At 70.3% G+C, this 21,289-nt stretch carries 20 protein-coding genes; 12 read left to right on the top strand and 8 right to left on the bottom strand.

Annotated features, from left to right (window positions below; translation table 11 throughout):
• Nucleotides 1–4 precede the first annotated feature (4 nt).
• Nucleotides 5–1,156 (bottom strand): quinolinate synthase NadA, encoded by a 1,152-nt coding sequence (gene nadA, locus ACBR40_RS25145; protein ID WP_364445709.1) that lies wholly within the window; start codon nt 1,154–1,156, stop codon nt 5–7.
• Nucleotides 1,157–1,335: 179 nt separating this feature from the next.
• On the opposite strand from nadA, the gene erpA reads away from it, so the two are divergent.
• Both erpA and ACBR40_RS25135 read left to right on the top strand, forming a co-directional pair.
• Complete coding sequence (gene erpA / locus ACBR40_RS25140; RefSeq protein WP_242381778.1) at nt 1,336–1,689, top strand: iron-sulfur cluster insertion protein ErpA; 354 nt, start codon at nt 1,336–1,338, stop codon at nt 1,687–1,689.
• Nucleotides 1,690–1,787: 98 nt separating this feature from the next.
• Nucleotides 1,788–2,774 carry a carbohydrate kinase family protein gene (locus ACBR40_RS25135; RefSeq protein ID WP_344214607.1) on the top strand — a complete coding sequence of 329 codons (987 nt, stop codon included), beginning with the start codon at nt 1,788–1,790 and terminating at the stop codon, nt 2,772–2,774.
• 56 nt (nt 2,775–2,830) lie between these two features.
• Here the strand turns inward: ACBR40_RS25135 and ACBR40_RS25130 are convergent, their stop codons facing one another.
• From ACBR40_RS25130 to ACBR40_RS25120, 3 genes are all read right to left on the bottom strand, one after another.
• Nucleotides 2,831–3,256, bottom strand: coding sequence for a CBS domain-containing protein (locus ACBR40_RS25130; RefSeq protein WP_364445706.1), 426 nt, complete (start codon nt 3,254–3,256; stop codon nt 2,831–2,833).
• A 62-nt stretch (nt 3,257–3,318) separates the two neighbouring features.
• Nucleotides 3,319–3,564 carry a sulfurtransferase TusA family protein gene (locus ACBR40_RS25125; protein ID WP_026214000.1) on the bottom strand — a complete coding sequence of 82 codons (246 nt, stop codon included), beginning with the start codon at nt 3,562–3,564 and terminating at the stop codon, nt 3,319–3,321.
• Nucleotides 3,561–4,694 (bottom strand): cysteine desulfurase family protein, encoded by a 1,134-nt coding sequence (locus ACBR40_RS25120; protein WP_371250322.1) that lies wholly within the window; start codon nt 4,692–4,694, stop codon nt 3,561–3,563. The genes ACBR40_RS25125 and ACBR40_RS25120 overlap by 4 nt, the downstream gene beginning before the upstream one ends.
• A gap of 283 nt (nt 4,695–4,977) precedes the next feature.
• On the opposite strand from ACBR40_RS25120, the gene ACBR40_RS25115 reads away from it, so the two are divergent.
• The 4 genes from ACBR40_RS25115 (at nt 4,978) to ACBR40_RS25100 (ending at nt 9,139) form a co-directional block, all read left to right on the top strand.
• Entirely contained in the window at nt 4,978–5,673 is a 696-nt protein-coding gene (locus ACBR40_RS25115) for a cytochrome c oxidase subunit II (RefSeq protein WP_344214614.1), read from the top strand.
• On the top strand, nt 5,670–7,367 hold the full coding sequence (gene ctaD, locus ACBR40_RS25110; RefSeq protein WP_344214616.1) for a cytochrome c oxidase subunit I: 1,698 nt from the start codon (nt 5,670–5,672) through the stop codon (nt 7,365–7,367). Before ACBR40_RS25115 ends, ctaD begins: the two co-directional genes overlap by 4 nt.
• Nucleotides 7,367–7,780 carry a cytochrome c oxidase subunit 4 gene (locus ACBR40_RS25105; protein ID WP_329580828.1) on the top strand — a complete coding sequence of 138 codons (414 nt, stop codon included), beginning with the start codon at nt 7,367–7,369 and terminating at the stop codon, nt 7,778–7,780. Before ctaD ends, ACBR40_RS25105 begins: the two co-directional genes overlap by 1 nt.
• Before the next feature lie 150 nt (nt 7,781–7,930).
• Nucleotides 7,931–9,139, top strand: coding sequence for an Ig-like domain-containing protein (locus ACBR40_RS25100; RefSeq protein ID WP_344214619.1), 1,209 nt, complete (start codon nt 7,931–7,933; stop codon nt 9,137–9,139).
• A 77-nt stretch (nt 9,140–9,216) separates the two neighbouring features.
• On the opposite strand, the gene trpD is transcribed toward ACBR40_RS25100, so the two are convergent.
• Both trpD and ACBR40_RS25090 read right to left on the bottom strand, forming a co-directional pair.
• Nucleotides 9,217–10,254 (bottom strand): anthranilate phosphoribosyltransferase, encoded by a 1,038-nt coding sequence (gene trpD / locus ACBR40_RS25095; protein ID WP_344214621.1) that lies wholly within the window; start codon nt 10,252–10,254, stop codon nt 9,217–9,219.
• A 6-nt stretch (nt 10,255–10,260) separates the two neighbouring features.
• Nucleotides 10,261–10,659 carry a hypothetical protein gene (locus tag ACBR40_RS25090; protein ID WP_344215053.1) on the bottom strand — a complete coding sequence of 133 codons (399 nt, stop codon included), beginning with the start codon at nt 10,657–10,659 and terminating at the stop codon, nt 10,261–10,263.
• 208 nt (nt 10,660–10,867) lie between these two features.
• Between ACBR40_RS25090 and ACBR40_RS25085 the strand changes: the two genes are divergently transcribed.
• From ACBR40_RS25085 to ACBR40_RS25070, 4 genes are read left to right on the top strand one after another with little or no spacing between them, the layout of a single operon-like run.
• Complete coding sequence (locus ACBR40_RS25085; protein ID WP_329580819.1) at nt 10,868–11,521, top strand: heme-copper oxidase subunit III; 654 nt, start codon at nt 10,868–10,870, stop codon at nt 11,519–11,521.
• A 14-nt stretch (nt 11,522–11,535) separates the two neighbouring features.
• On the top strand, nt 11,536–12,345 hold the full coding sequence (locus ACBR40_RS25080) for a c-type cytochrome (protein WP_344214623.1): 810 nt from the start codon (nt 11,536–11,538) through the stop codon (nt 12,343–12,345).
• Nucleotides 12,342–13,457 (top strand): Rieske 2Fe-2S domain-containing protein, encoded by a 1,116-nt coding sequence (locus ACBR40_RS25075; protein ID WP_371250321.1) that lies wholly within the window; start codon nt 12,342–12,344, stop codon nt 13,455–13,457. Before ACBR40_RS25080 ends, ACBR40_RS25075 begins: the two co-directional genes overlap by 4 nt.
• Nucleotides 13,454–15,115, top strand: a complete 1,662-nt coding sequence (locus ACBR40_RS25070; RefSeq protein WP_371250320.1) for a cytochrome bc complex cytochrome b subunit — start codon at nt 13,454–13,456, stop codon at nt 15,113–15,115. The genes ACBR40_RS25075 and ACBR40_RS25070 overlap by 4 nt, the downstream gene beginning before the upstream one ends.
• Before the next feature lie 156 nt (nt 15,116–15,271).
• Here ACBR40_RS25070 and ACBR40_RS25065 read toward each other — a convergent pair whose 3' ends face one another.
• Both ACBR40_RS25065 and ACBR40_RS25060 read right to left on the bottom strand, forming a co-directional pair.
• Nucleotides 15,272–15,559, bottom strand: a complete 288-nt coding sequence (locus ACBR40_RS25065) for an Lrp/AsnC ligand binding domain-containing protein (RefSeq protein WP_329580808.1) — start codon at nt 15,557–15,559, stop codon at nt 15,272–15,274.
• Nucleotides 15,560–15,576: 17 nt separating this feature from the next.
• The gene (locus ACBR40_RS25060) at nt 15,577–17,346 is read right to left on the bottom strand and encodes a DEDD exonuclease domain-containing protein (protein WP_371250319.1); all 1,770 of its coding nucleotides are present in this window, start codon (nt 17,344–17,346) and stop codon (nt 15,577–15,579) included.
• A gap of 30 nt (nt 17,347–17,376) precedes the next feature.
• Between ACBR40_RS25060 and ACBR40_RS25055 the strand changes: the two genes are divergently transcribed.
• Together ACBR40_RS25055 and ACBR40_RS25050 are read left to right on the top strand one after the other, a co-directional pair.
• On the top strand, nt 17,377–18,885 hold the full coding sequence (locus ACBR40_RS25055; protein WP_371250318.1) for a protein kinase: 1,509 nt from the start codon (nt 17,377–17,379) through the stop codon (nt 18,883–18,885).
• Entirely contained in the window at nt 18,875–20,311 is a 1,437-nt protein-coding gene (locus ACBR40_RS25050; RefSeq protein ID WP_371250317.1) for a serine/threonine-protein kinase, read from the top strand. The genes ACBR40_RS25055 and ACBR40_RS25050 overlap by 11 nt, the downstream gene beginning before the upstream one ends.
• The last annotated feature ends 978 nt before the right edge of the window (nt 20,312–21,289 follow it).

Raw genomic sequence — 21,289 nt, 5'->3', positions numbered from 1 at the left:
CGGCCTACGGCAGGGCGAGCATCCGGTCGAGGGCGACCCGCGCCCAGTGGGCGGTGTCGGGGTCGACCGTGATCTGGTTGACGACCTCGCCCAGCACCAGCGACTCCAGCGCCCACACCAGGTGGGGCAGGTCGATCCTGTTCATGGTCGAGCAGTAGCAGACCGTGCGGTCCAGGAACGACACGTTCTTGTCGGGGAACATCGCCGCCAGCCGCTTGACCAGGTTGAGCTCGGTGCCGACGGCCCAGCTCGACCCGGCGGGGGCGGCCTCCAGCGTCTTGATGATGTACTCGGTCGAGCCGACCTGGTCGGCCTTGAGCACGACCTCGTGCCGGCACTCGGGGTGCACCAGGACGTTGACGCCGGGGATGCGGGCCCGTACGTCGTCCACCGACTCGGCCGTGAAGCGGCCGTGCACCGAGCAGTGGCCGCGCCACAGGATCATCTTCGCCCGGTCGAGCTGCTCGCGGGTCAGACCGCCGTCCGGCCGGTGCGGGTTCCACACCACGCAGTCGTCGAGCGTCATGCCCATCTCCAGCACCGCCGTGTTGCGCCCGAGGTGCTGGTCGGGCAGGAACAGCACCTTCTCGCCCCGCTCGAAGGCCCAGTCGAGGGCCCGGCGGGCGTTGGAGGAGGTGCAGACGACGCCGCCGTTGCGGCCGCAGAACGCCTTGATGTCGGCGCTGGAGTTCATGTACGTGACCGGCACCACCCGCTCGGCCAGCCCGGCGTCCTCCAGCGCCTCCCAGCACTCCTCGACCTGGTCGAAGGTGGCCATGTCGGCCATCGAGCAGCCGGCCGCCAGGTCGGGCAGGACGACCTTCTGGGCGTCGCCGGTCAGGATGTCGGCGGACTCGGCCATGAAGTGCACGCCGCAGAAGACGATGTACTCCGCCTCCGGCCGCGCCGCCGCCTGCTGCGCGAGCTTGAAGGAGTCACCCGTCACGTCGGCGAACTGGATGACCTCGTCGCGCTGGTAGTGGTGGCCGAGCACGAACAGCCGGTCGCCCAGCGCCTCCTTGGCCTTGCGGGCGCGCTCCACCAGCCCCGGGTCCGAGGCGGGCGGCAGCTCGCCGGGGCAGTCGACGCCCTGCTCGCTGTGCGGATCGGCGCCCCGGCCCAGCACGAAGAGCGGAAGCCCAGTCTCGGTGGCCATGGCCACACTCCCCTCATGAGGCACTTATCGTCAGAAAGACGATACTCACTATGACACACGGGGGAAGCCGGTTGTTCCCTGAGGTGGGGGACCCGGGAATGTGTGGCATGGCCCGGGTGTTGGTAGCGTCATTAGGTAGGACGTCGAGAACAAGACAGCCCAGTTAGGGAGTCAGCGAGATGACGGTTGAGAGCAGCGAGACCACGACGCAGGGCCTGATCCTGACCGACGCGGCCGCCGCGAAGGTCAAGAGCCTGCTTGAGCAGCAGGGCGAGGAGGGGCTGCAGCTTCGGGTCGCGGTGCAGCCGGGCGGTTGCTCCGGCCTGCGCTACCAGCTCTTCTTCGACGATCGTTCGATGGACGGCGACGTGGTGTCGGAGTTCGGCGGCGTCAACGTGGTCACCGACCGGATGAGCGCTCCTTATCTCATGGGCGCCTCCATCGACTTCGTCGACACGATCGAGAAGCAGGGGTTCACCATCGACAACCCCAACGCCACCGGCTCCTGCGCCTGTGGCGACTCGTTCAACTAGCCGGCGCCGCCAGGGTCCCGCTCGCCTTTGTGCGCGCGGGACCTTCGCGTATTCTCGGGGGGCTTATTGGCCTGCTGACAACGAGGAAGAAGAATCCCGTGCGCATCGCCGTCACCGGCTCCATCGCGACAGACCATCTGATGACGTTCCCCGGCAGTTTCGGCGAGCAGCTCATCGCCGAACAGCTCGACCGGGTGTCACTGTCGTTCCTGGTCGACGATCTGCAGATCCGGCGCGGCGGCTGCGCCGCCAACATCGCCTTCGGCATGGGCTGCCTCGGCCTGCGGCCCGTCCTGGTGGGAGCCGTCGGCAACGACTTCGCCGACTACCGGTCCTGGCTGGAGCGCCACGGGGTCGACTGCGACTCGGTGCACGTCTCGGAGACCCGGCACACGGCGCGCTTCCTGTGCACCACTGACGAGCACCACAACCAGATCGCCTCCTTCTACACCGGGGCGATGGCCGAGGCGCGGCTCATCGAGCTCAAGCCGGTCGCCGACCGCCTCGGCGGGCTCGACCTCGTGCTCATCAGCCCCAACGACCCCGACGCGATGCTGCGGCACACCGACGAGTGCCGCCAGCGCGGCATCCCGTTCGCGGCCGACATCTCCCAGCAGCTCGCCCGCATGGAGGACGGCCAGATCCGCCAGCTCGTCGACGGCGCCGCCTACCTGTTCTCCAACGACTACGAGAAGGGCCTGATCGAGCAGAAGACCGGCTGGTCCGACGAGGAGATCCTGTCCAGGGTCGGCGTGCGGATCACCACGCTCGGCCCGAAGGGCGCCGTCATCGACCGCGCCGGCGAGCCCTCGATCCAGGTCGCGCCCTCGCCCGAGCGCGGCAAGGCCGACCCCACGGGCGTCGGCGACGCCTTCCGCGCCGGCTTCCTGTCCGCGCTGGCCTGGGGCCTGTCGCTGGAGCGCTGCGGCCAGGTCGGCAACCTCACCGCCACGCACGTGCTGGAGCGGGTGGGCGGCCAGGAGTACGAGCTCGGCCAGGCGGCCTTCCTGGAGCGCTTCGCCGCCGCCTACGGCGCGGACGCCGCGGCCGAGGTCGGCGCGCACGTCCGCTGCCACCACCCGTAGCCGCCGGGAACGAGAAACGCCCCCGCCAGTGGCGGGGGCGTTCCGTGTGCGGCTCCTCAGTCGCCGTACACGCGGTGCACGAACTCGGCGAGCTGGTCGTCAGGCAGGTGCTGGGCCAGGTCGGCCTCGCTGATCATGCCGACGATCCGGTCGCCGTCCATCACCGGCAGGCGCTTGATGCGGTGCTCCTCCATGCGCGCCAGCGCCTCCTCGACGCTGGTGTCCGCGCTCACCCACACCAGGCCCGTCGCCAGCTCGCCGGCCGTCACCTGCGACGGGTCGTGGCCCGCCGCCACGCACTTCACCACGATGTCGCGGTCGGTGATGATGCCCGTCACCCGCTCGTCAGGACCGCACACCGGCAGCGCGCCCACCCCGTGGGTGCGCATCAGCTGCGCCGCCCGGTCGAGCGTCTCGTGCGCGCCGATGCACTCGGCTCCCGTGCTCATCACGTCGCGGGCGGTCTCGCGTCCGCTGGTCATGGCTCACCCCCGGTCGATCTGCTTTCCGTACGGGGAGCCCCTACCCACCCAAAACGGATAAATCAGTAATTTCGCCTCACGTGTATCGCCCAGCCGCCTCCCGGCAGCTCGTACGAGCCGACATGGCGGTGCGACTTCAGCCGGCACCAGGCCGGCACGTCGTTGTAGGCCGCCGGATCGTCGGCCAGCACCGCCACCACCGCGTTCAGCGGCACGGCGTTGATCTGCTCGGCCAGCATGATGATCGGGATCGGGCACTTCTTGCCGAGCGCGTCGATCGTCAAAGCCGGCTGCGTAACCTCGGTCATGCGACTCCTGCGTCCTGGCGGATGCGGCGCACCAGCTCGGGCAGCACGCCGAGGAACCTGTCGACCTCGGCCGCCGAAGCGCCCCTGGGCAGTGACACCCGGACATTGCCATGCGTGAGCACGCCCATCGCTTCGAGGACGTGCGATGGACGAAGCGTACTAGCGGTGCACGAGCTCCCGGACGACACGGCGAAGCCCGCCCGGTCGAGCTCGGTGAGCAGGGCCTCGCCGTCGACGTAGAGGCAGGAGAAGGTGACGATGTGCGGCGCCCGGTCCACCGGGTCGCCGATCACCTCCACGTCCGGGACGATCCCCGGCACCGTCTCCCTGATCCTGTCCACCAGCGCCGACAGCCGCGCCTGCTCCTCGGCCGCCTCCGCGGCCGTCGCGCGCAGCGCCGCCGCCGCGGCCACGATCGCCGGGACGTTCTCGAACCCCGGCACCCGCCGCCGCTCCCGCTCGTCCTCGGGCAGGAACGAGCGGAACCTGGTGCCCTTGCGCACCGCCAGCACGCCCACCCCGGCAGGGCCGCCCCACTTGTGCGCGCTGGCGGTCAGCACCGACCAGCCCGCGGGGACCGACATGCGCCCGGCCGTCTGGGCGGCGTCCACCAGCAGGGGCACGCCGTGCTCGCGGCAGGCCGCGGCGGCCTCGGCGACCGGCTGCGTGGTGCCCACCTCGTGGTTGGCCGTCTGCAGGCAGGCCAGGGCGGTGTCAGGGCGCGCGACCGCCGCCGCGAAGCGGGCGGGATCGACCCGGCCGGTCAGATCGACGCCCACGGTCTCGACCGTGCCGCCCTCGCGTTCGTGCAGCTGGGCCGCGTGCAGCACGCTGGAGTGCTCGACCGCGGAGGTCACCAGGTGGCGTCCGGCCCTGCGCCTTCCGTGTAGGGTGCCGAGGACGCCGAGATGCACGGCCTGCGTGCCGGACGCGGTGAACGACACCTCGTCCGCGCGTGCGCCGAGCACCTCGGCGACCTCCGTGCGGGCCTGCTCAAGCAGCAGGTGCGCGCGGCGGGCCTGGCCGTACAGTCTCGCGGGATCGGCCCAGCCGGCATCGATCGCCGCCAGCAGCGCCTCGCGCGCCTGCGGGTGGAGCGGCTCGCTCGAGGCCGCGTCGAAATACGCCACGAGACCAATCGTCCCACTTGCGGCGCCACTGAGGGGTCGCGCGGTGGGGCGGGCCACCTGCACGCTAATGTGTTCTGCATTCAGTTGTGCATGGGAAATACGAGCACCCGAGGGAAAGACCCTTGGGCTTCATCTGTGGGGTAGGCGATCCGTGAGTCCGACTCGCCGTACGCGGCGTTCGTTGGCCCGGCGCAGGGTGCCACGCGCCGCCGCTCTGGCGTTGCTGCTGGCCACTGCTACGGCGTGTGCTAATGACGTGCCCGAGGCCAACTGGTCTCGTGGCTTGCTTCCCGACCACGTCACCGAGCAGGGCGGCATAGTCCAGTCCCTGTGGAACGGGGCCTGGATCGCCGCGCTCGCCACGGGCGCCGTCGTCATCGTCCTGATTCTGTGGGCTTCCTTCTTCCACCGGAAGCGCCGGGCCAAGGCCGACCTGCCGCCGCAGGTGCGCTACAACCTGCCGATCGAGATGCTCTACACCTTGATCCCGCTGGTCATGGTGTCGGTGTTCTTCTTCTTCACCGCCCGCGACAGCGAGGCCCTGGCCAAGGTGAGCGGCAACGCGCCCGTCAAGGTCAAGGTGGAGGCGTTCCAGTGGAGCTGGCGCTTCACGACGACGTACAACGGCAAGACCTCGAAGCCGGTCGCCGGCACACCGGTGCACGACTACCACCAGGGCCCGCAGCTCGTCCTCCCGGTCAACCAGGAGATCGAGTTCGACCTGCAGACGGACGACGTCATCCACTCCTTCTGGGTGCCGGAGTTCCTGTTCAAGCGTGACATCATCCCCGGCATCCCCGAGGGCAACCCGGGCCGGAAGTTCCAGATCAAGACCCTGGAAAAGCCGGGCGTCTACGCCGGGCGCTGCGCCGAGCTGTGCGGTGTCGACCACAGCCGCATGCTGTTCTCCGTCAAGCTCGTCTCGCAGCAAGAGTTCGACCAGTACATCGCGACAAACCAGGCTGGGAGCGCCCAGTGACCGCCATCCAAGAACCACCCGTCCGCACCGCGGTGATCCGGCCCGTGACCAAGGGCCAGATCATCGCGAAGTGGATGTCGTCCACTGATCACAAGATCATTGGGCACATGTACCTCATCACGTCGTTCGCGTTCTTCCTGATCGGCGGCGTGATGGCGCTGATCATGCGGGCGGAGCTGGCGCAGCCGGGGCTGCAGTTCACCAGCAACGAGCAGTTCAACCAGCTGTTCACCATGCACGGCACGATCATGCTGCTCATGTTCGCGACGCCGCTGTTCGCCGGCTTCGCCAACGAGCTCATGCCGCTGCAGATCGGCGCCCCCGACGTGGCCTTCCCGCGGCTCAACATGGTGAGCTACTGGCTCTACCTGTTCGGCAGCATCATCGCGGTCTCCGGCTTCTTCACCCCGGGCGGCGCGGCCTCCTTCGGCTGGTTCGCCTACACGCCGCTGTCCAACGCGATCAACTCGCCCGGCATCGGCGGCGACCTGTGGCTCATGGGCCTCGCGCTGTCCGGTCTCGGCACGATCCTCGGCGCGGTCAACTTCATCACCACGATCATCTGCATGCGCGCCCCCGGCATGACGATGTTCCGGATGCCGATCTTCACCTGGAACATCCTGCTGACCAGCATGCTCGTGCTGATGGCCTTCCCGGTGCTGGCCGCCGCGCTGCTCGCGCTGGAGTCCGACCGCAAGCTCGGCACGCACATCTTCGACTCGGACAACGGCGGGGCGCTGCTGTGGCAGCACCTGTTCTGGTTCTTCGGGCATCCCGAGGTCTACATCATCGCGCTGCCGTTCTTCGGCATCGTCACCGAGATCCTGCCGGTCTTCAGCCGTAAGCCGATCTTCGGTTACATCAGCCTCGTGGGCGCGACCATCGCGATCGCGGGTCTGTCCATCACGGTCTGGGCGCACCACATGTTCCCGACCGGTCAGGTCCTGTTGCCGTTCTTCTCGTTCATGACGTTCCTCATCGCGGTGCCGACGGGCGTGAAGTTCTTCAACTGGATCGGCACGATGTGGCGGGGGCACCTGAGCTTCGAGTCGCCGATGCTGTTCTCGGTCGGCTTCCTCATCACGTTCCTCCTGGGCGGCCTGACGGGCGTCATCCTGGCCTCGCCGCCGCTCGACTTCCACATCAGCGACACCTACTTCGTCGTCGCCCACTTCCACTACGTGGTCTTCGGCACCGTCGTGTTCGCCATGTTCGCGGGCTTCTACTTCTGGTGGCCCAAGTTCACCGGCAAGATGCTCAACGACAAGCTGGGCAAGCTGCACTTCTGGCTGCTGTTCATCGGCTTCCACGCCACGTTCCTGGTGCAGCACTGGCTCGGCGTGGCGGGCTTCCCCCGCCGTTACGCCGACTACAGCGCGGCCGACAAGTTCACCGACCTCAACATGATCTCGTCGGTGGGCGCGTTCGTCCTCGGCCTGTCCACGCTGCCGTTCTTCTACAACGTCTGGAAGACCTGGCGCAGCGCGCCCAAGGTCACCGTGGACGACCCGTGGGGCTACGGCGGCTCGCTGGAGTGGGCCACGTCCTGCCCGCCGCCGCGGCACAACTTCACCTCGCTGCCGCCCATCCGGTCCGAGCGTCCCGCGTTCGACCTGCGTTTCCCGCACACGTCCGCACACTCGTCGCACAAGAGCGCCACGGCTGACAAGCCGGCCGGGGAGGTCGAGGCCTGATGAAGGTCCAGGGTTGGCTGTTCCTGCTGTGCGGGCTGTTCTTCGCCGGCGTCGACGTCGCCTACTGGTTCTGGACCAAGGCGTCGACGGGCGTGGGTGAGCCGGTCGGCACCACCGCGATGGCCATCTCGGTCGGCTTCGCGTTCATGGTCGGCTACTACCTGATGTTCACCGCGCGGCGCATCGGCCCGCAGCCGGAGGACAACAAGCAGGCCGACATCAGCGACGGCGCGGGCGAGATCGGCTTCTTCAGCCCGAGCAGCTGGTGGCCGCTGTTCCTGTGCCTGGCGGCGGCCTTCGCCTTCGCCGGGTTCGTGATCGGCTTCTGGATGTTCCTGATCGGGCTCTTCCTGGTCATCATGGCCATGATCGGGTTCGTCTTCCAGTACTACCGGGGCAACTTCTCGCACTGAGCGGTGCCCGGCCACGGAGCGGGCGTCTTCCCACTTGGGGGACGGCGTCCGCTTTTTGGCGTTCTTTACCAGTGTCCGGATGCGCCTATTCGGTCACTCAGGGTAATAAAGGAGGTAGAAGCGGACCGATCTTCGGCGAGGGAGTGACTCTTGGAGCGCGGACCTTATGGAAAGGCCGGCCTGCTGGCCGTTGCCCTGCTGGCGGCCTGCTCGGCGTGTTCGGCGGGCGACGGCGGGAAGGACACGACCGCCATGGCCGGCGGGGTTCGTCCGGCATCGGTGACGTTCTCGCCCCGCGACAAGAGCGCGAACGTGCCCACCGACCAGACCGTGGTCGTCGCGGCCTCCGGCGGGAAGCTGACCGGCGTCCGCGTGGACGGCGGCAAGGCGGGCAAGCTGCCGGGCGTCCTCAGTTCCGACGGCACCCGCTGGCGCAGCACCGCCACCGCCCGCCCCGGCGCCTCCTACACGGTCACCGCGGTCTCGGTGGACGCGTCGGGCAAGCGGAGCGAGACCACCAGCACGTTCACGACCGTGAAGGGCAAGGGCACCTTCGACATCGCGAACATCACCCCGAACAAGGACGACACGGGCCTGACGGTCGGCGTCGGCATGCCCATCATGATCACCTTCGACAAGCCGGTCACCGACCGCGTCGCGATCGAGCGCAACCTCGTCGTACGCAGCAGCAAGCCGGTCGAGGGCGCCTGGCACTGGTTCGACTCCTCGCACGTGGACTTCCGTCCCCAGGAGTACTGGCCGGCCCACACGAAGGTGCGGCTGGAGGCCAAGCTGGCCGGCGTCCAGGGCGCCCCCGGCCTGTACGGCAAGCGCGACGTGAAGCTCGACTTCAAGATCGGCCGTTCGCAGATCACCAAGGGCAGCACCGACGAGCACGTGCTGTACGTGCGCCGCGACGGCAAGCGCATCCGCACCATGCCGATGAGCGCCGGCCAGGGCGGTCAGTGGAAGTACTACACCACCTCGGGCATCCACCTCGCGATGTCGCGCGAGCCGGTCACCGTCATGACCTCGCCGGGCATCGGCCCCGGCCAGGCGGGCTACTACCAGCTCACCGTCTACAACACCGTGCGCATCTCCAACAGCGGCGAGTACGTCCACAGCGCCCCGTGGTCGGTCGGCTCCCAGGGCAACTCCAACGTCAGCCACGGCTGCGTGAACGTCAGCCCGGAGAACGCCGCCTGGTTCATCAAGAACACCCTGATCGGCGATCCCATCATCATCACCGGCAGCCCGCGCAAGCTGGAGCCGACGAACGGCTGGGGCCACTGGCAGGAGAAGTGGCACGAGTGGCTGAAGTGGAGCACGCTCAAGGCGGGCCCCACCATAACGTTCTGAGCACGAAAAGCCGCACGAAAAGCCGCACGAAGAAGGCGCGCTTCCCTTCCGGGAGCGCGCCTTCGCCGTGGAAGGGCTCAGCAGGAGCCGCTGACCTCCACCCAGCGCTCCAGGACGCCCTTGGCGGCCCCTGAGTCGACCGCCTGGGCCGCGCGGTCGTAGCCGGCCCTCATGGACGCGTCCAGGTCGTCCCCGGGCCCCTCGTGGGCCACCAGGGCCGCGGCGGCGTTGAGCAGCACCGCGTCGCGCACCGGGCCGCTCTCGCCGCTCAGCACGTCGTGCACGGCCTTGGCGTTGAAGGCCACGTCGCCGCCGCGCAGCGCGCCCACGTCGGCGCGGGGGATGCCGAGGACCCGCGGGTCGAACGTCGTCTGCGTGGCCGCGCCGTCCCTGACCACCCAGACGGTGGAGGTGCCGGCGATGGTCAGCTCGTCGAGGCCGTCGTCGCCGCGGAAGACCAGGGCGCTGACGCCGCGCTCGGCGAAGACGCCGGCCATCACGGGCACCATGCGGGGGTCGTAGACGCCGATGGCCTGGGCGGTGGGCCGGGCCGGGTTGGTGAGCGGGCCGAGGAAGTTGAAGATCGTCGGGATGCCGATCTCCCTGCGGGTGGGACCGGCGAAGCGCAGCGCGGGGTGGTAGACCGGCGCGAAGCAGAACGCGATGCCCGCCTCGCCGGCCACGCGTGCGGTCTGCTCGGGCGTGAGGTCCAGGCGGATGCCCAGGTGCTCCAGGACGTCGGCGGCCCCGCACGAGGAGGAGGCGGCCCGGTTGCCGTGCTTGACCACGCGGGCGCCGGCCGCCGCGGTCACGATGGCGGCCATCGTCGAGACGTTGACGGTGTGGGCGCGGTCGCCGCCGGTGCCGACGATGTCGACCACGGGGCCCTCGACCCGCAGCGGCGTGGCGAACTCCAGCATGGTGCGGGCCAGGCCCACGACCTCCGACACCGACTCGCCCTTGGCGCGCAGCGCGGTCACGAACCCCGCGATCTGGGAGGGCGTCGCGGTGCCGGACATGATCTCCCGCATCGCCCAGGCCGTCTCGTCCGAGGTGAGGTGCTCTCCCGCGAGGAGAGCCGACAGCAGGGCGGGCCAGGTCGTCCGGGAGTCCATGGGCACCTACTTAGCGTTGAGTCGGGTGGAATTGCGACGGCGCATGAGGTCGGCCACCGCGTCGGCCAGCACCATGGGCTCCAGGGGCTGGGGGACGACGGCGTCGGCCTTGGACCACTCGGCCAGCCAGCGGTCGTCGCGGCGGGCGATGAGCAGGCAGATGGGCGGGCAGTCGTAGACCTCGTCCTTCGCCTGGCGGGAGACGCCCATGCCGCCGGCGGGCTGGGTCTCGCCGTCGAGGACGGCCACGTCGATCTCCCCGGACCCCAGCCACTGGTGGACCTTCGGCTCGGTGGCGCACTCCACGATCTCGACCAGGGGCACGTCCGCCGCGGGCCGCCTGCCGATGGCCTGGATCACCTCAGCCCTCGTGGCGGCGTCGTCGCTGTAGACGAGGACCTTCATCGTGTCGTCGGTGCTGCCTGATGACGTCACTGTCGCGCTCACTATCGGTCGTAGCGGTATGGTCACCCTGGATCGTACCGGTGCTCCGGCGTGCAGACCCAGGCCGCCGCCCCGGAGGGGCGTTTTGCGGCAATTATCCCAGGTTGGTGGCCGGTTTGTACCTGCTAACGGGGGGTCGTGCGCCGGACCGACTCACAGAGCCGCAATAATGCTGCCCGTGGCGACAGCATCCGCAATAACTTCGACGACGACAGCACAGCCGTTCCGCAGACCCAACCTGGTCAGCGTCGGGACGATCGTCTGGCTGTCCTCTGAGCTCATGTTCTTCGCGGCGCTGTTCGCGATGTACTTCACCATCCGGTCGGTGAGCATCGGCAAGGGCCTCGACTGGGGTCCCGCGCTCCTGCCTGCAGGCGCGCACGCCGCCGAAGCCGCTCACCTGAACATCCCGTTCGCGACGGTCAACACGATCATCCTGGTGCTGTCGAGTGTGACGTGCCAGCTCGGCGTGTGGGCCGCGGAGAAGGGGCAGGTCGGCAAGCTCCGCTTCTGGTACATCGTCAGCTTCATCATGGGCGCGGTCTTCGTGGCCGGGCAGCTGTACGAGTACATGGAGCTGGCGTCAGAGGGCGCGACCCTGTCCGCTAACGCCTACACCTCGGTGTTCTACCTGACGACGGGCTTCCACGGCCTGCACGTGACCGGTGGCCTGATCGCGTTCCTGTTCATGCTGGGACGCACGTACGCCGCGAAGCGCTTCACGCATGAGCAGGCCACCAGCGCGATCGTCGTGTCCTACTACTGGCACTTCGTCGACGTCGTCTGGATTGGTCTTTTCGCGACCATCTACATCATTCGGTAAGGAACGGGATCTCTGTGACTAGGATCACCGCTTGGCGGCGGCATCCCCTCGCGAGATACGCCGTCCTGATTTTGGCGTTGTCGCTGGTCGGGATGGTATACGCCGCCTTTGTCCAGGCGGGTAAGCCTGCCGACGCGGCGATGGCGGCAGGCAAGGTCGATGACGTGGCCGAGGGCAAGAGCCTGTTCGTCGCGCACTGCGCGTCTTGCCACGGACTCAACGCGGAGGGCACCAACACCGCCCCCACGCTCGTCGGTGTCGGCGCCGCGGCGGTCGACTTCCAGATGAGCACCGGCCGCATGCCCGCGGCCAACCCCGGCCCCCAGGCCCCGCGCAAGCCGCTGGCCCGCTGGGTGGACGAGAACGCCATCCGGCAGATCTCGGCGTACGTGCAGTCGCTCGGCGGTGGCCCCCAGGTGCCCGGCGCCGAGCAGGTCGACGCCAAGCTCGGCGACGCCGGCCGCGGTGGCGAGCTGTTCCGCGCCAACTGCATCCAGTGCCACAACTGGGCGGGCGCGGGCGGCGCTCTGACGCAGGGCAAGTACGCCCCCAACCTCAACTCGGCGTCCCCGACGCAGATCTACGAGGCGATGATCACCGGCCCCCAGGCGATGCCGGTCTTCAACGACACGACGATCACGCCCGAAGAGAAGCGTGACATGATCGCCTACATCGTCCAGGTCCGTGAGCAGAAGGACCCGGGAGGCTTCGGCCTCGGGCGCATCGGCCCCGTGACGGAAGGCATCGCCGCGTGGGTGGTGGGCATCGTCGCCCTCGTACTCGCCGCCATCTGGATCACCGCGAAGAAGCGACAGAAGTCATGACTGACAACGAGCACGAGATCGAGCAGCCGGACGAGCGCGTCCCCAAGCGCGTCATCGGCACTCCCGCACCGGGCACCTCGATGCTCGGCGACGCGGCGGCGGCCGAGGCCGCCGGCAAGGACGTCCCCGGCGTGACGCTGCAGGACGAGGCGAAGGCCCGCAAGGCCGAGAAGATCGTGGCGCTCTGCTTCACGATCACCTTCCTCGCGGCGATCGCGTTCATCATCTCCTACGTGGTGTTCCAGGTGGGCACGCCCGAGTCGACGGGGGTCTCCAACCTCGCGCTGGGCGCCTCGCTCACCCTCGCCATCATGGGCCTGGCCGTCGGCATCGTCGTCTGGGTCCGGATGATCATGCCGAAGTACTCGCTCATCCAGGAGCGCCACGAGATGGCCTCCGACGAGGCCGACCGCGAGGTCGTCGCCGACACCTTCGTGCAGGGCGCCAACGAGAGCGGCTTCGTCAAGCGCAAGCTGCTGCGCCGCACCCTGCTGCTGGCCGCGGCCCCGCTGGGCCTGGTGCCGCTGGTGCTGCTGCGCGACCTGGACAACAGCAGCATGCCGGGCGCGAAGTTCAACAAGCTGCTGCGTCACACGGTCTGGGGCGAGAAGACCAAGGAGGGCAAGCCGCTCAGGCTCGTCGTCGAGGGCACCGGCCAGCCCATCAGGGCCGCCGACTTCAACTCGCCCGGCGGCATCCTGTCGGTCGTCCCCGAGGGCTACGAGCACGACCTCAACGCCCTGGCCAAGGCCACGCTGATCCTGATCAAGTTCCGCCCCGAGGAGATCAAGGACGGGGTCAACAAGAACTGGATCCACGACGGCATCGTCGCCTACTCCAAGATCTGCACGCACGTGGGCTGCCCGGCCGCGCTCTACGAGCAGAACACCCACCACATCCTCTGCCCGTGCCACCAGTCGACGTTCGACGCCGCCGACGGCGCCAAGGTCATCTTCGGCCCGGCCGCGCGGCCGCTGCCGCAGCTGCCGATCACCGTTGACGACCAGGGCTACCTGATCGCCAAGGGCGACTTCAACGTGCCGGTCGGCCCGAGCTACTGGGAACGCGGCGACGCCGAGGCCGAGGCCAGAATGAAGGGAGGCCAGGCGTGAGCGGCGAACTGAACAAGGTGCCCAAGGGCATCGCGGGCCCGTCGACCTGGCTGGACGACCGGTTGGGCGGCGCCAACGCGCTCAAGCGCAACCTGCGCAAAATCTTCCCTGACCACTGGTCGTTCCTGCTGGGCGAGATCGCGCTCTACTCCTTCATCATCCTGCTGCTGACCGGCACGTTCCTGACGCTGTGGTTCAACCCCAGCATGACGGAGGTCGCCTACGACGGCCCCTACGCGCCGCTCAAGGGCGTCATGATGTCGGAGGCCTACGCCTCGGCGCTGGAGATCAGCTTCGAGGTCCGTGGTGGACTGCTCATGCGGCAGATGCACCACTGGGCGGCCCTGCTCTTCGTGGCCGGCATGACGGTCCACATGCTGCGGGTGTTCTTCACGGGTGCCTACCGCAAGCCGCGTGAGATCAACTGGCTGATCGGCGTGCTGCTGCTGAGCCTGGCACTGGTCGAGGGTCTGACCGGCTACTCGCTGCCCGACGACCTGCTGTCCGGCGCCGGTCTGCGCATCACGGAGGGCGTGGCGATCTCGCTGCCGCTGGTCGGCACGTACATCACGTTCTTCCTGTTCGGCGGCGAATATCCGGGCGAGGACATCATTCCGCGCTTCTACTCGCTGCACATCCTGCTCATCCCGGGCATCCTGCTGGCGCTGATCTCGGCCCACATGGTGCTCATGTGGGTGCAGAAGCACACGCAGATGCCGGGCAAGAGCCGCACCAACACCAACGTGGTCGGCGCGCCGTTCTACCCGGCCTTCATGGCCAAGGCGGGCGCGTACTTCCTGTTCACGTTCGGGGTGATCGCGGGTCTGGCGACGTTCGTCCAGATCAACCCGATCTGGCTGTTCGGGCCCTACACCCCGGCCGACATCTCGGCGGGATCGCAGCCCGACTGGTACATGGGCTTCCTGGAGGGCTCCCTGCGGCTCATGCCGCCGTGGGAGTGGAACCTCTTCGGGACGGCCCACGCCGGCACGCTGCCGCTGAGCGTCATCATCCCGGCGCTGGTGCCGCTCGGCCTCGTCATGACGGGCCTGGCGCTCTACCCGTTCCTCGAACAGTGGGTGACCGGCGACCGGCGTGAGCACCACGTCGCCGACCGCCCGCGCAACAACCCGCACCGCACCGCGATCGGCATCTCGGCGATGACGTTCTACGGCGTGCTGTGGCTGCTCGGCGCGAACGACGAGATCGCGGCGAACTTCCACATCAGCCTCAACTGGACGACCTACATCGGCCGGGCGCTGGTCTTCGTCGGTCCGGCGCTGGCCTACCTGATCACCTACCGCATGTGCCTCGGCCTGCAGCGCTCCGACGCCGCGATCATCTCGCACGGCGTGGAGTCGGGTGTCATCAAGCGGCTGCCGCACGGTGAGTTCATCGAGGTCCACACGCCGCCGGCGGACGACATCGAGGCCCACCTGCGCGGCAAGGAGCCGGTGCTGATGCTCCCGGTGAAGGAGGACCGCGCGGGCATCCCGCCGAAGGGCATGCGCGGCCCGCTCGGCAAGCTGCGGGCGCGGATGTCCCGCGCCTACGGCGGGGAGAAGATCCCGCTGGACGACGGGCACGGCCACGGTCACGGCGACGAGCACGCCGCCATCGGCTCCGGCGGAGACGACGACCGCAGCCTCACGCACTGACCGCTGCGCGAACAGCATCGCCACACCGCGCGGGCCCGGACGACCACTGGTCGTCCGGGCTCGCCGGTTTTTCCCCGGGGTGAGCCGCTGCCGCCTGCGGGCATGCGAGAAGCCGCCCGGGGACGGTGGTCCGGGCGGCGGTTCAGGGAAGAGGGATCAGTCGGCCTCGGGGAAGCCGATGGAGAACGCGGCGTCGAGGTCGTGCTTGGAGTAGGCGCGGAAGGCGATGTGCGTCTCGGTGTGCAGCACGCCCTCGACCTTGTTGATGCGCCCGGGGACGACCTCGGCGATCTGCTCGTAGACCGGGACCCGGACCATGGCGAGCAGGTCGTAGTCGCCGGTGATGGAGTAGACCTCGCTGACCCCGTCGATCTCGGCGATCGTCTCGGCGACCTCCGTGATCCGGTCTACCTCGGCATTGATGTGGACGATAGCCGTGACCATGCACCAACTCTATCGGTTCACCGCAAAGGCCGCCCCTCCCGCCCGCGACCCTGATCGAGGTGCCGGTAGGCGAGGTCGATGCGGGCCTTGTGCCGGGCGGCCCCTTGGGCGGGCAGGCTCCACTCGCCGTCGACCTCCACCAGCCGCACCCCCGGCGACTCCAGCCAGCGCAGGATGCACTCGGTCTCCTCGGCGCTCGCCGCGTGCACCGGGCCGGGCCCCGGCAGGACGGCTTCCGCCGAGGCCGTGAGCGAGGCCACGAACGGCGTGGGGTGCGCGCCCTTGGCCAGCACCCCCGCCCCGGCCAGCCGCCCGTAGCGGACGACGTGGACGTCCCAGCCGCCGCCGAACGCCGGGCTGGCGGCCACTAGCTGCGGGATGCGGGTGAGCGCGCTGAGCCGCTGCATGCGGGCCGCCGTGCGGACGAACGAGGCCAGCCGGTCGCGGTCGACCGACGCCTCCTCGTAGCGCTGCTCGACCGACAGCCGCTCCATGCGCGCCGCGACGGCGGCGAAGACGGGCGTCGCGTCGAGGGTCATGGCCCGGCGGGCCGCCTCGGTGTGCGCGGCGTAGTCCTCCGGGCTCTCCCTGCCCTCGCACGGCGCGCCGCAGCGGCCCATCTCGTGCAGCACGCAGGCCGCGCGGCGGGTGCGCGGCCCGAGCGCCTGCGTGCACTGGCGCAGCGGCACCGCCTCGTGCAGCGCGATGCGCGCGTCGTCGGCCTGCCGGGCGCTGCCGAACGGCCCGAGGTAGGTGGCCGCGTCGTCCTTGAGCTCGCGCACGATCGACAGCCGGGGGAACGGCTCGGCCGTGAGCTTGAGCCACACCATCTTCTCGGGGAAGCGGGAGCGCCGGTTGTAGCGCGGCTTGGCGCCGCCGATCAGGCGCAGCTCCCTGACCTCGGCCTCCAGCGCGGTCGCGCAGACGATGTGCCGGACCCGGTCGGCGATCCCGATCATCTCCCGGATGCGCGGCCGGGTCTCGCTCGCCGTGAAGTAGGAGCGCACGCGGTTGCGCAGGTTGGTGCTCTTGCCGATGTAGAGCACCTCGCCCCGCTCGTCCTCGAACAGGTAGACGCCGGGCGCGTGCGGCACGGAGTCGGCCAGGTGGCGCTTGCGCTGCTGCTCGGGCGTCGGCGCGCGGACGAACGACTTGAGCTCCTCCAGCGTGTGCACCTGGAACGATCCCGCCCGCTCGATGAGCCCGTGCAGCACGTCGACCGTGGCCCGCGCGTCCTGCAGCGCCCGGTGGCACGGCTCGACCGGGCTGCGGAAGAAACGGGCCAGCGTCGCCAGCTTGGCGTTGGGCGTCTCGTCGCGGGTGAGCACCCGGCGGGCGAGGTCGACGGTGTCGACCACCGGGTTGGCGGGCGGAGGATAGCCGTGGGCGGCGCAGGCGGCCTTGACGAAGCGCGTGTCGAAGCTCGCGTTGTGCGCCACCAGCACCGAGCCCCGGATGAACTCCAGGAAGCTCGGCAGCACCGCCTCGATGCGCGGCGCGGCCACCACCATGGCGTCGGTGATGCCGGTCAGCACCGAGATGAACGGCGGGATCGGCCCCCCGGGGTCGACCAGGGTGGAGAACTCGCCCAGCACCTCGCCCGCCCGCACCTTGACCGCGCCGATCTCGGTGATCGCGTCCTCCGCGGGCGAGCCGCCGGTCGTCTCCAGGTCGAACACGACGAACGTGACGTCACTCAGCGGGGTGCCGAGCTCGTCGAGGGTGCCTTGAACCACTTCCACGAACCAAGACCATAGAGAGAGCGACCGACAGGATGGAATAACCATCCCTCTTGGTCGTTCGTTACCCTTCCCTTTATGTCGGCGGGAAGACTCGCCGGCCGCTACTCCCTGCTGCGTCCGCTGGGCGCGGGCGGCATGGGGAAGGTGTGGCTGGCCAGGGACGAGATGCTCGAGCGCGAGGTCGCGGTCAAGGAGCTCACGCTGCCCGAGGGCATGGCGCCCAAGGAGCGGGCCGACTCGGTCAAGCGCGCGGTGCGCGAGGCGCAGGCCACCGCGCGGCTGCGTCACCCCGGCATCGTCGCCCTGCACGACGTGGTGGTCGAGAACGACCGGCCCTGGCTGGTCATGGAGCTGCTGCGGGGCCGCACCCTCGGCGACACCGTCCGCCAGTTCGGGCCCATGCCCGCCGGTCACGCCGCCCGCGTCGGCGCCGAGGTGCTGGAGGCGCTGACGGCCGCGCACGCCCAGGGCATGCAGCACCGCGACGTCAAGCCGGGCAACGTGTTCCTGACCGAGAGCGGCCGGGTCGTGCTCACCGACTTCGGCATCGCCCGCCAGGAGGGCCAGGCCACGCTCACCGAGCAGGGCCTGATGATCGGCTCGCCCGGCTTCATCGCCCCCGAGCGGCTGGAGGGGCTGCCCGGCGGCCCGGCCAGCGACCTGTGGTCCCTCGGCGCCACCCTCTACGTCGCGGTCACCGGCGTGCCCGCCTACGAGGGCTCGGCCGCCCAGCGGGTGCAGGCCACGCTGCTGTCGCCGCCGCCGGTCGCGCCCGGCCCGCTCGGCCCGCTGATCGCCGCCATGATGGCGCACCACCCGGCCGCCCGCCCCGATCCGCGGGTGGTCGTGTCCGCGCTGCGCGAGGTCGCCGCCGGCCGTCCGCTTCCCGAGCTGCCGGCCGCCGCCGACGTCACCGTGCCCGGCCGGGTCGCCAGGCGCGGCCGTACCGTGGTGTGGGTCGCGGCGGGGACGGCGCTCGCGGCCGTGCTGGCGGGCGTCGGCTTCCTCGCCGTACGCGGTCTGGGCGGCGGCGACGACGTGCCCGCGGCGTTCACCGCCCCCATGGACGTGTGCACGCTGCTGGCCTCGGAGGAGGTGGGCCGGCTGCTGCTCACCGCCGCCCCGCCCAAGCCGCGGCCCGGCTCCGACGAGGTCGGCCCCAAGTGCGGCTGGCCGATCTCCGGCACGGGCGTGGGGCTGCAGGTGCAGAAGGACTCCGACACCGTCGACCCGTGGTCGATGACCCAGGCGACGGCCCGCACGCTGTTCCAGAACCAGAAGCGCTACTGGGGCAAGTACACCAGCGTCGACTGGACCTGGCCGGAGATCGGCGTCAGGACCTCCAGGAAGGCCACGCTGACGCCGGTGCGGCAGATCGGCGGGGTCGGCGAGGAGGCGTTCGGCTTCGAGCTGAAGGGGCCCACCGGCCGGGTGCACTCCGCGCACGTCTACTACCGGCTGGCCAACCTCGTGGTCAGCGTCGAGTACTCCACCCTGTCCGACCGGCCTACGGACGAGGACGTCCGGCAGGCGGCGCTGAAGGCCGCGCGGGCGAGCGAGCAGGCGTTGCGCCATGCCGCATGACCTCTACCTGCTGGCCGGCCGCTACCGGCTGATCGAGCGGCTCGGCCAGGGCGGCGCGGGCACCGTGTGGCGGGCCATCGACGAGATGCTCGACCGGCAGGTCGCCGTCAAGCAGGTGCGCGTCCCCGACGGCCTCACCCCGCAGGCGCGGGCGCAGTTCACCGGCCGGGCCATCCACGAGGCCCGCTCCGCGGGCCGGCTGCGCGACCCGGCGATCGTGCTCGTGCACGACGTCGTGCTGGAGGGCCACCAGCCGTGGATCATCATGGACCTGGTCACCGGCCGCTCGCTCGACCAGCTCGTCAGGGAGCGGGGCCCGCTGCCGCCCGGCGCCGTGGCCAGGATCGGGCTGCGGGTGCTGTCGGCGCTGGAGGTCGCGCACGCCCACGGCCTGCTGCACCAGGACGTCAAGCCGGGCAACATCCTGCTCGACGCGGACGGCTCGGCCATGCTCACCGACTTCGGCATCGCGGCCCCCATGGGCGGCCCGGGAGACGTGACGGGCAGCGCGGGCTCGCCCGGCTACATGGCCCCGGAACGCCTCAACGAGCAGCCCTCCGGCCCCGCGTCCGACCTGTGGTCGCTCGGCGCGAGCCTCTACACGGCGGTGGAGGGGCGGGCGCCGTTCGAGCGCGACCTGCCCGCCGCGGTGGCGGCGGCGGTGCTGCTGCACGAGCCGCCGTTCCCGGCCAGGGCGGGGCGGCGGCTCGGCGGCCTGCTGATGGCCATGCTCGCCAAGGATCCCGCCGCCCGGCCCACCGCGCCGCAGATCAGGCAGGCGCTCACCGCCCTGGCCGACGCCGCCACCGAGCCGCGGGGCCGCCCGCGGTGGCTGCTGCCCGCCGCGCTCGCCGCCGCCGTCGTGCTGCTGGGCGCCGGCGGATGGTACGCCGTCTCCGTTGTGCGCCCGCAGCCCGACACCGGCCGGTACGCCGCCGCGCCCGACCCGTGCACGCTGCTCACCGACGTCCAGGCCGCGGAGCTCATGAAGGTCACGCCGGTGCGCAACGCGACCCGGCCGGGGGAGTGCCAGTGGATCGTGCGCGAAGAGCCGGGGCGCACGCTCACCGTACGGGCCTGGGCGGAGAAGCCGGACGGCGACCTCGGCGGGCCGCAGGTGGCGCAGCGGCGCTTCGCCAGCGAGAAGGCCACCAGGGCCGCGGGCAAGGGCCAGGAGGGGCGCGACGTGCGCGGCGGGGTGTCCGAGGTGCCGGGGATCGCGGAGTCGGCCATCCTCCAGAACAGCTTCACGTTCTACATCAACACCAACAAAAGCGGCCGATCCGACAGCGTGCTGCTCTTCCGGACGAGTAACCTGCTCGGCGAAGTGGTGTGGCACCGTGACGACGTCCCGGCGTCGAGAGCGGCGGACAAGGAGACGGCCGTCGCCGCGGCGCGACTGGTGGCCGCGGCCCTGGACAGATGACCCGCGCCGTGACAAACGTCGCAAGCATCGTGCGAGGGGTGTGACTAGCATGTTCTCCCGCAAGTCAGGGCGATCCCAGGAGTCCCAGTGAACCCCGGAAGCGCGTACGAGCCGCCGGCGACCCCGTACCCGTCCGGGGGGCGGGACGACGACCCCGGCGACAACCCGCCACCCGGCTCCCCGAACACCCCGGTCGGGCCTCGGGACGGGTACGGTCCTCCGCCGGGGTACGGGGCGCAGGGCGGTGGGGACGTGCCGTATGTGCCGCAGGGCGGGCCCTACGGCTCACAGGACGGGTCGCATGGTCCGCAGGGCTGGCAGCCGATGGGCCCAGGGGCCGGCGTCCCAGGCGGGCCCCCATTCCCGCCCGGCGGGAGCGCCCACCCGGGCCCGCCCCCGCCCGCCATGCCACCGCAAGCCCCTTACGGCTCACCTCAAGGCCCTTACGCCCCTTACCAGGGGCCGTCCTATGCCTCACCGCCTCAGGACTCATCTCCGCAGGTCCCGTCTTACGGCCCTCAGGGACCGCCCTACGCCTCGCCCACGGACCCGTCTCTTGAGGGCTCGCCTTACAGCCCTCCGCAGGTCCCGTTTCAGGGGCTGGCTCAGGGCGGGCCTCCTCAGGGTCCGTCCTACGGCTCCCCTCAGGGCCCGCCGCCGCAAGGCCCGCCGTCCTACGGACCGCCGCCTCCTGGGATGCCCCCGCAGAACTCTCAGCCGCCGAACTCTCCGTGGCCGGGCCCGCAGTCCCCGAATGCGCAGCCCTGGGACGGGCAACCGAGGAACCAGGAGGCGCCCGGCCCACAGCCGCCGGCCCCGCACGCGCCGGGCGGGCAGCCGTGGGGTGCTCAGCCGCCTGGACCGTACTCGTCGGGTGAGCAGGCGGTCGGCCCTCAGCCGTGGGGTTCGCCGCAGATGGCGTCCACGGCGCCCACGGTGCCGCAGCCCCCGTCGGTGCCGGGTCCGGGGCGGCGTGCG

The organism is Nonomuraea sp. AD125B (assembly GCF_041402765.1).
Taxonomy (GTDB): domain Bacteria; phylum Actinomycetota; class Actinomycetes; order Streptosporangiales; family Streptosporangiaceae; genus Nonomuraea; species Nonomuraea bangladeshensis.
The sequence above is the reverse complement of the archived record's forward strand: the minus strand, read 5'-3'. Positions and strand labels throughout refer to the sequence as shown.

Coding starts and splice junctions, on each gene's coding strand:
- ACBR40_RS25125 (WP_026214000.1), bottom strand. CDS start 3,564: ATGACCGAGGTTACGCAGCCGGCTTTGACGATCGACGCGCTCGGCAAG.
- ACBR40_RS25105 (WP_329580828.1), top strand. CDS start 7,367: ATGAAGGTCCAGGGTTGGCTGTTCCTGCTGTGCGGGCTGTTCTTCGCC.
- erpA (WP_242381778.1), top strand. CDS start 1,336: ATGACGGTTGAGAGCAGCGAGACCACGACGCAGGGCCTGATCCTGACC.
- ACBR40_RS25085 (WP_329580819.1), top strand. CDS start 10,868: ATGCTGCCCGTGGCGACAGCATCCGCAATAACTTCGACGACGACAGCA.
- nadA (WP_364445709.1), bottom strand. CDS start 1,156: ATGGCCACCGAGACTGGGCTTCCGCTCTTCGTGCTGGGCCGGGGCGCC.
- trpD (WP_344214621.1), bottom strand. CDS start 10,254: ATGGACTCCCGGACGACCTGGCCCGCCCTGCTGTCGGCTCTCCTCGCG.
- ACBR40_RS25075 (WP_371250321.1), top strand. CDS start 12,342: ATGACTGACAACGAGCACGAGATCGAGCAGCCGGACGAGCGCGTCCCC.
- ACBR40_RS25130 (WP_364445706.1), bottom strand. CDS start 3,256: ATGACCAGCGGACGCGAGACCGCCCGCGACGTGATGAGCACGGGAGCC.
- ACBR40_RS25060 (WP_371250319.1), bottom strand. CDS start 17,346: ATGGTTATTCCATCCTGTCGGTCGCTCTCTCTATGGTCTTGGTTCGTG.
- ACBR40_RS25050 (WP_371250317.1), top strand. CDS start 18,875: ATGCCGCATGACCTCTACCTGCTGGCCGGCCGCTACCGGCTGATCGAG.
- ACBR40_RS25055 (WP_371250318.1), top strand. CDS start 17,377: ATGTCGGCGGGAAGACTCGCCGGCCGCTACTCCCTGCTGCGTCCGCTG.
- ACBR40_RS25065 (WP_329580808.1), bottom strand. CDS start 15,559: ATGGTCACGGCTATCGTCCACATCAATGCCGAGGTAGACCGGATCACG.
- ACBR40_RS25090 (WP_344215053.1), bottom strand. CDS start 10,659: ATGAAGGTCCTCGTCTACAGCGACGACGCCGCCACGAGGGCTGAGGTG.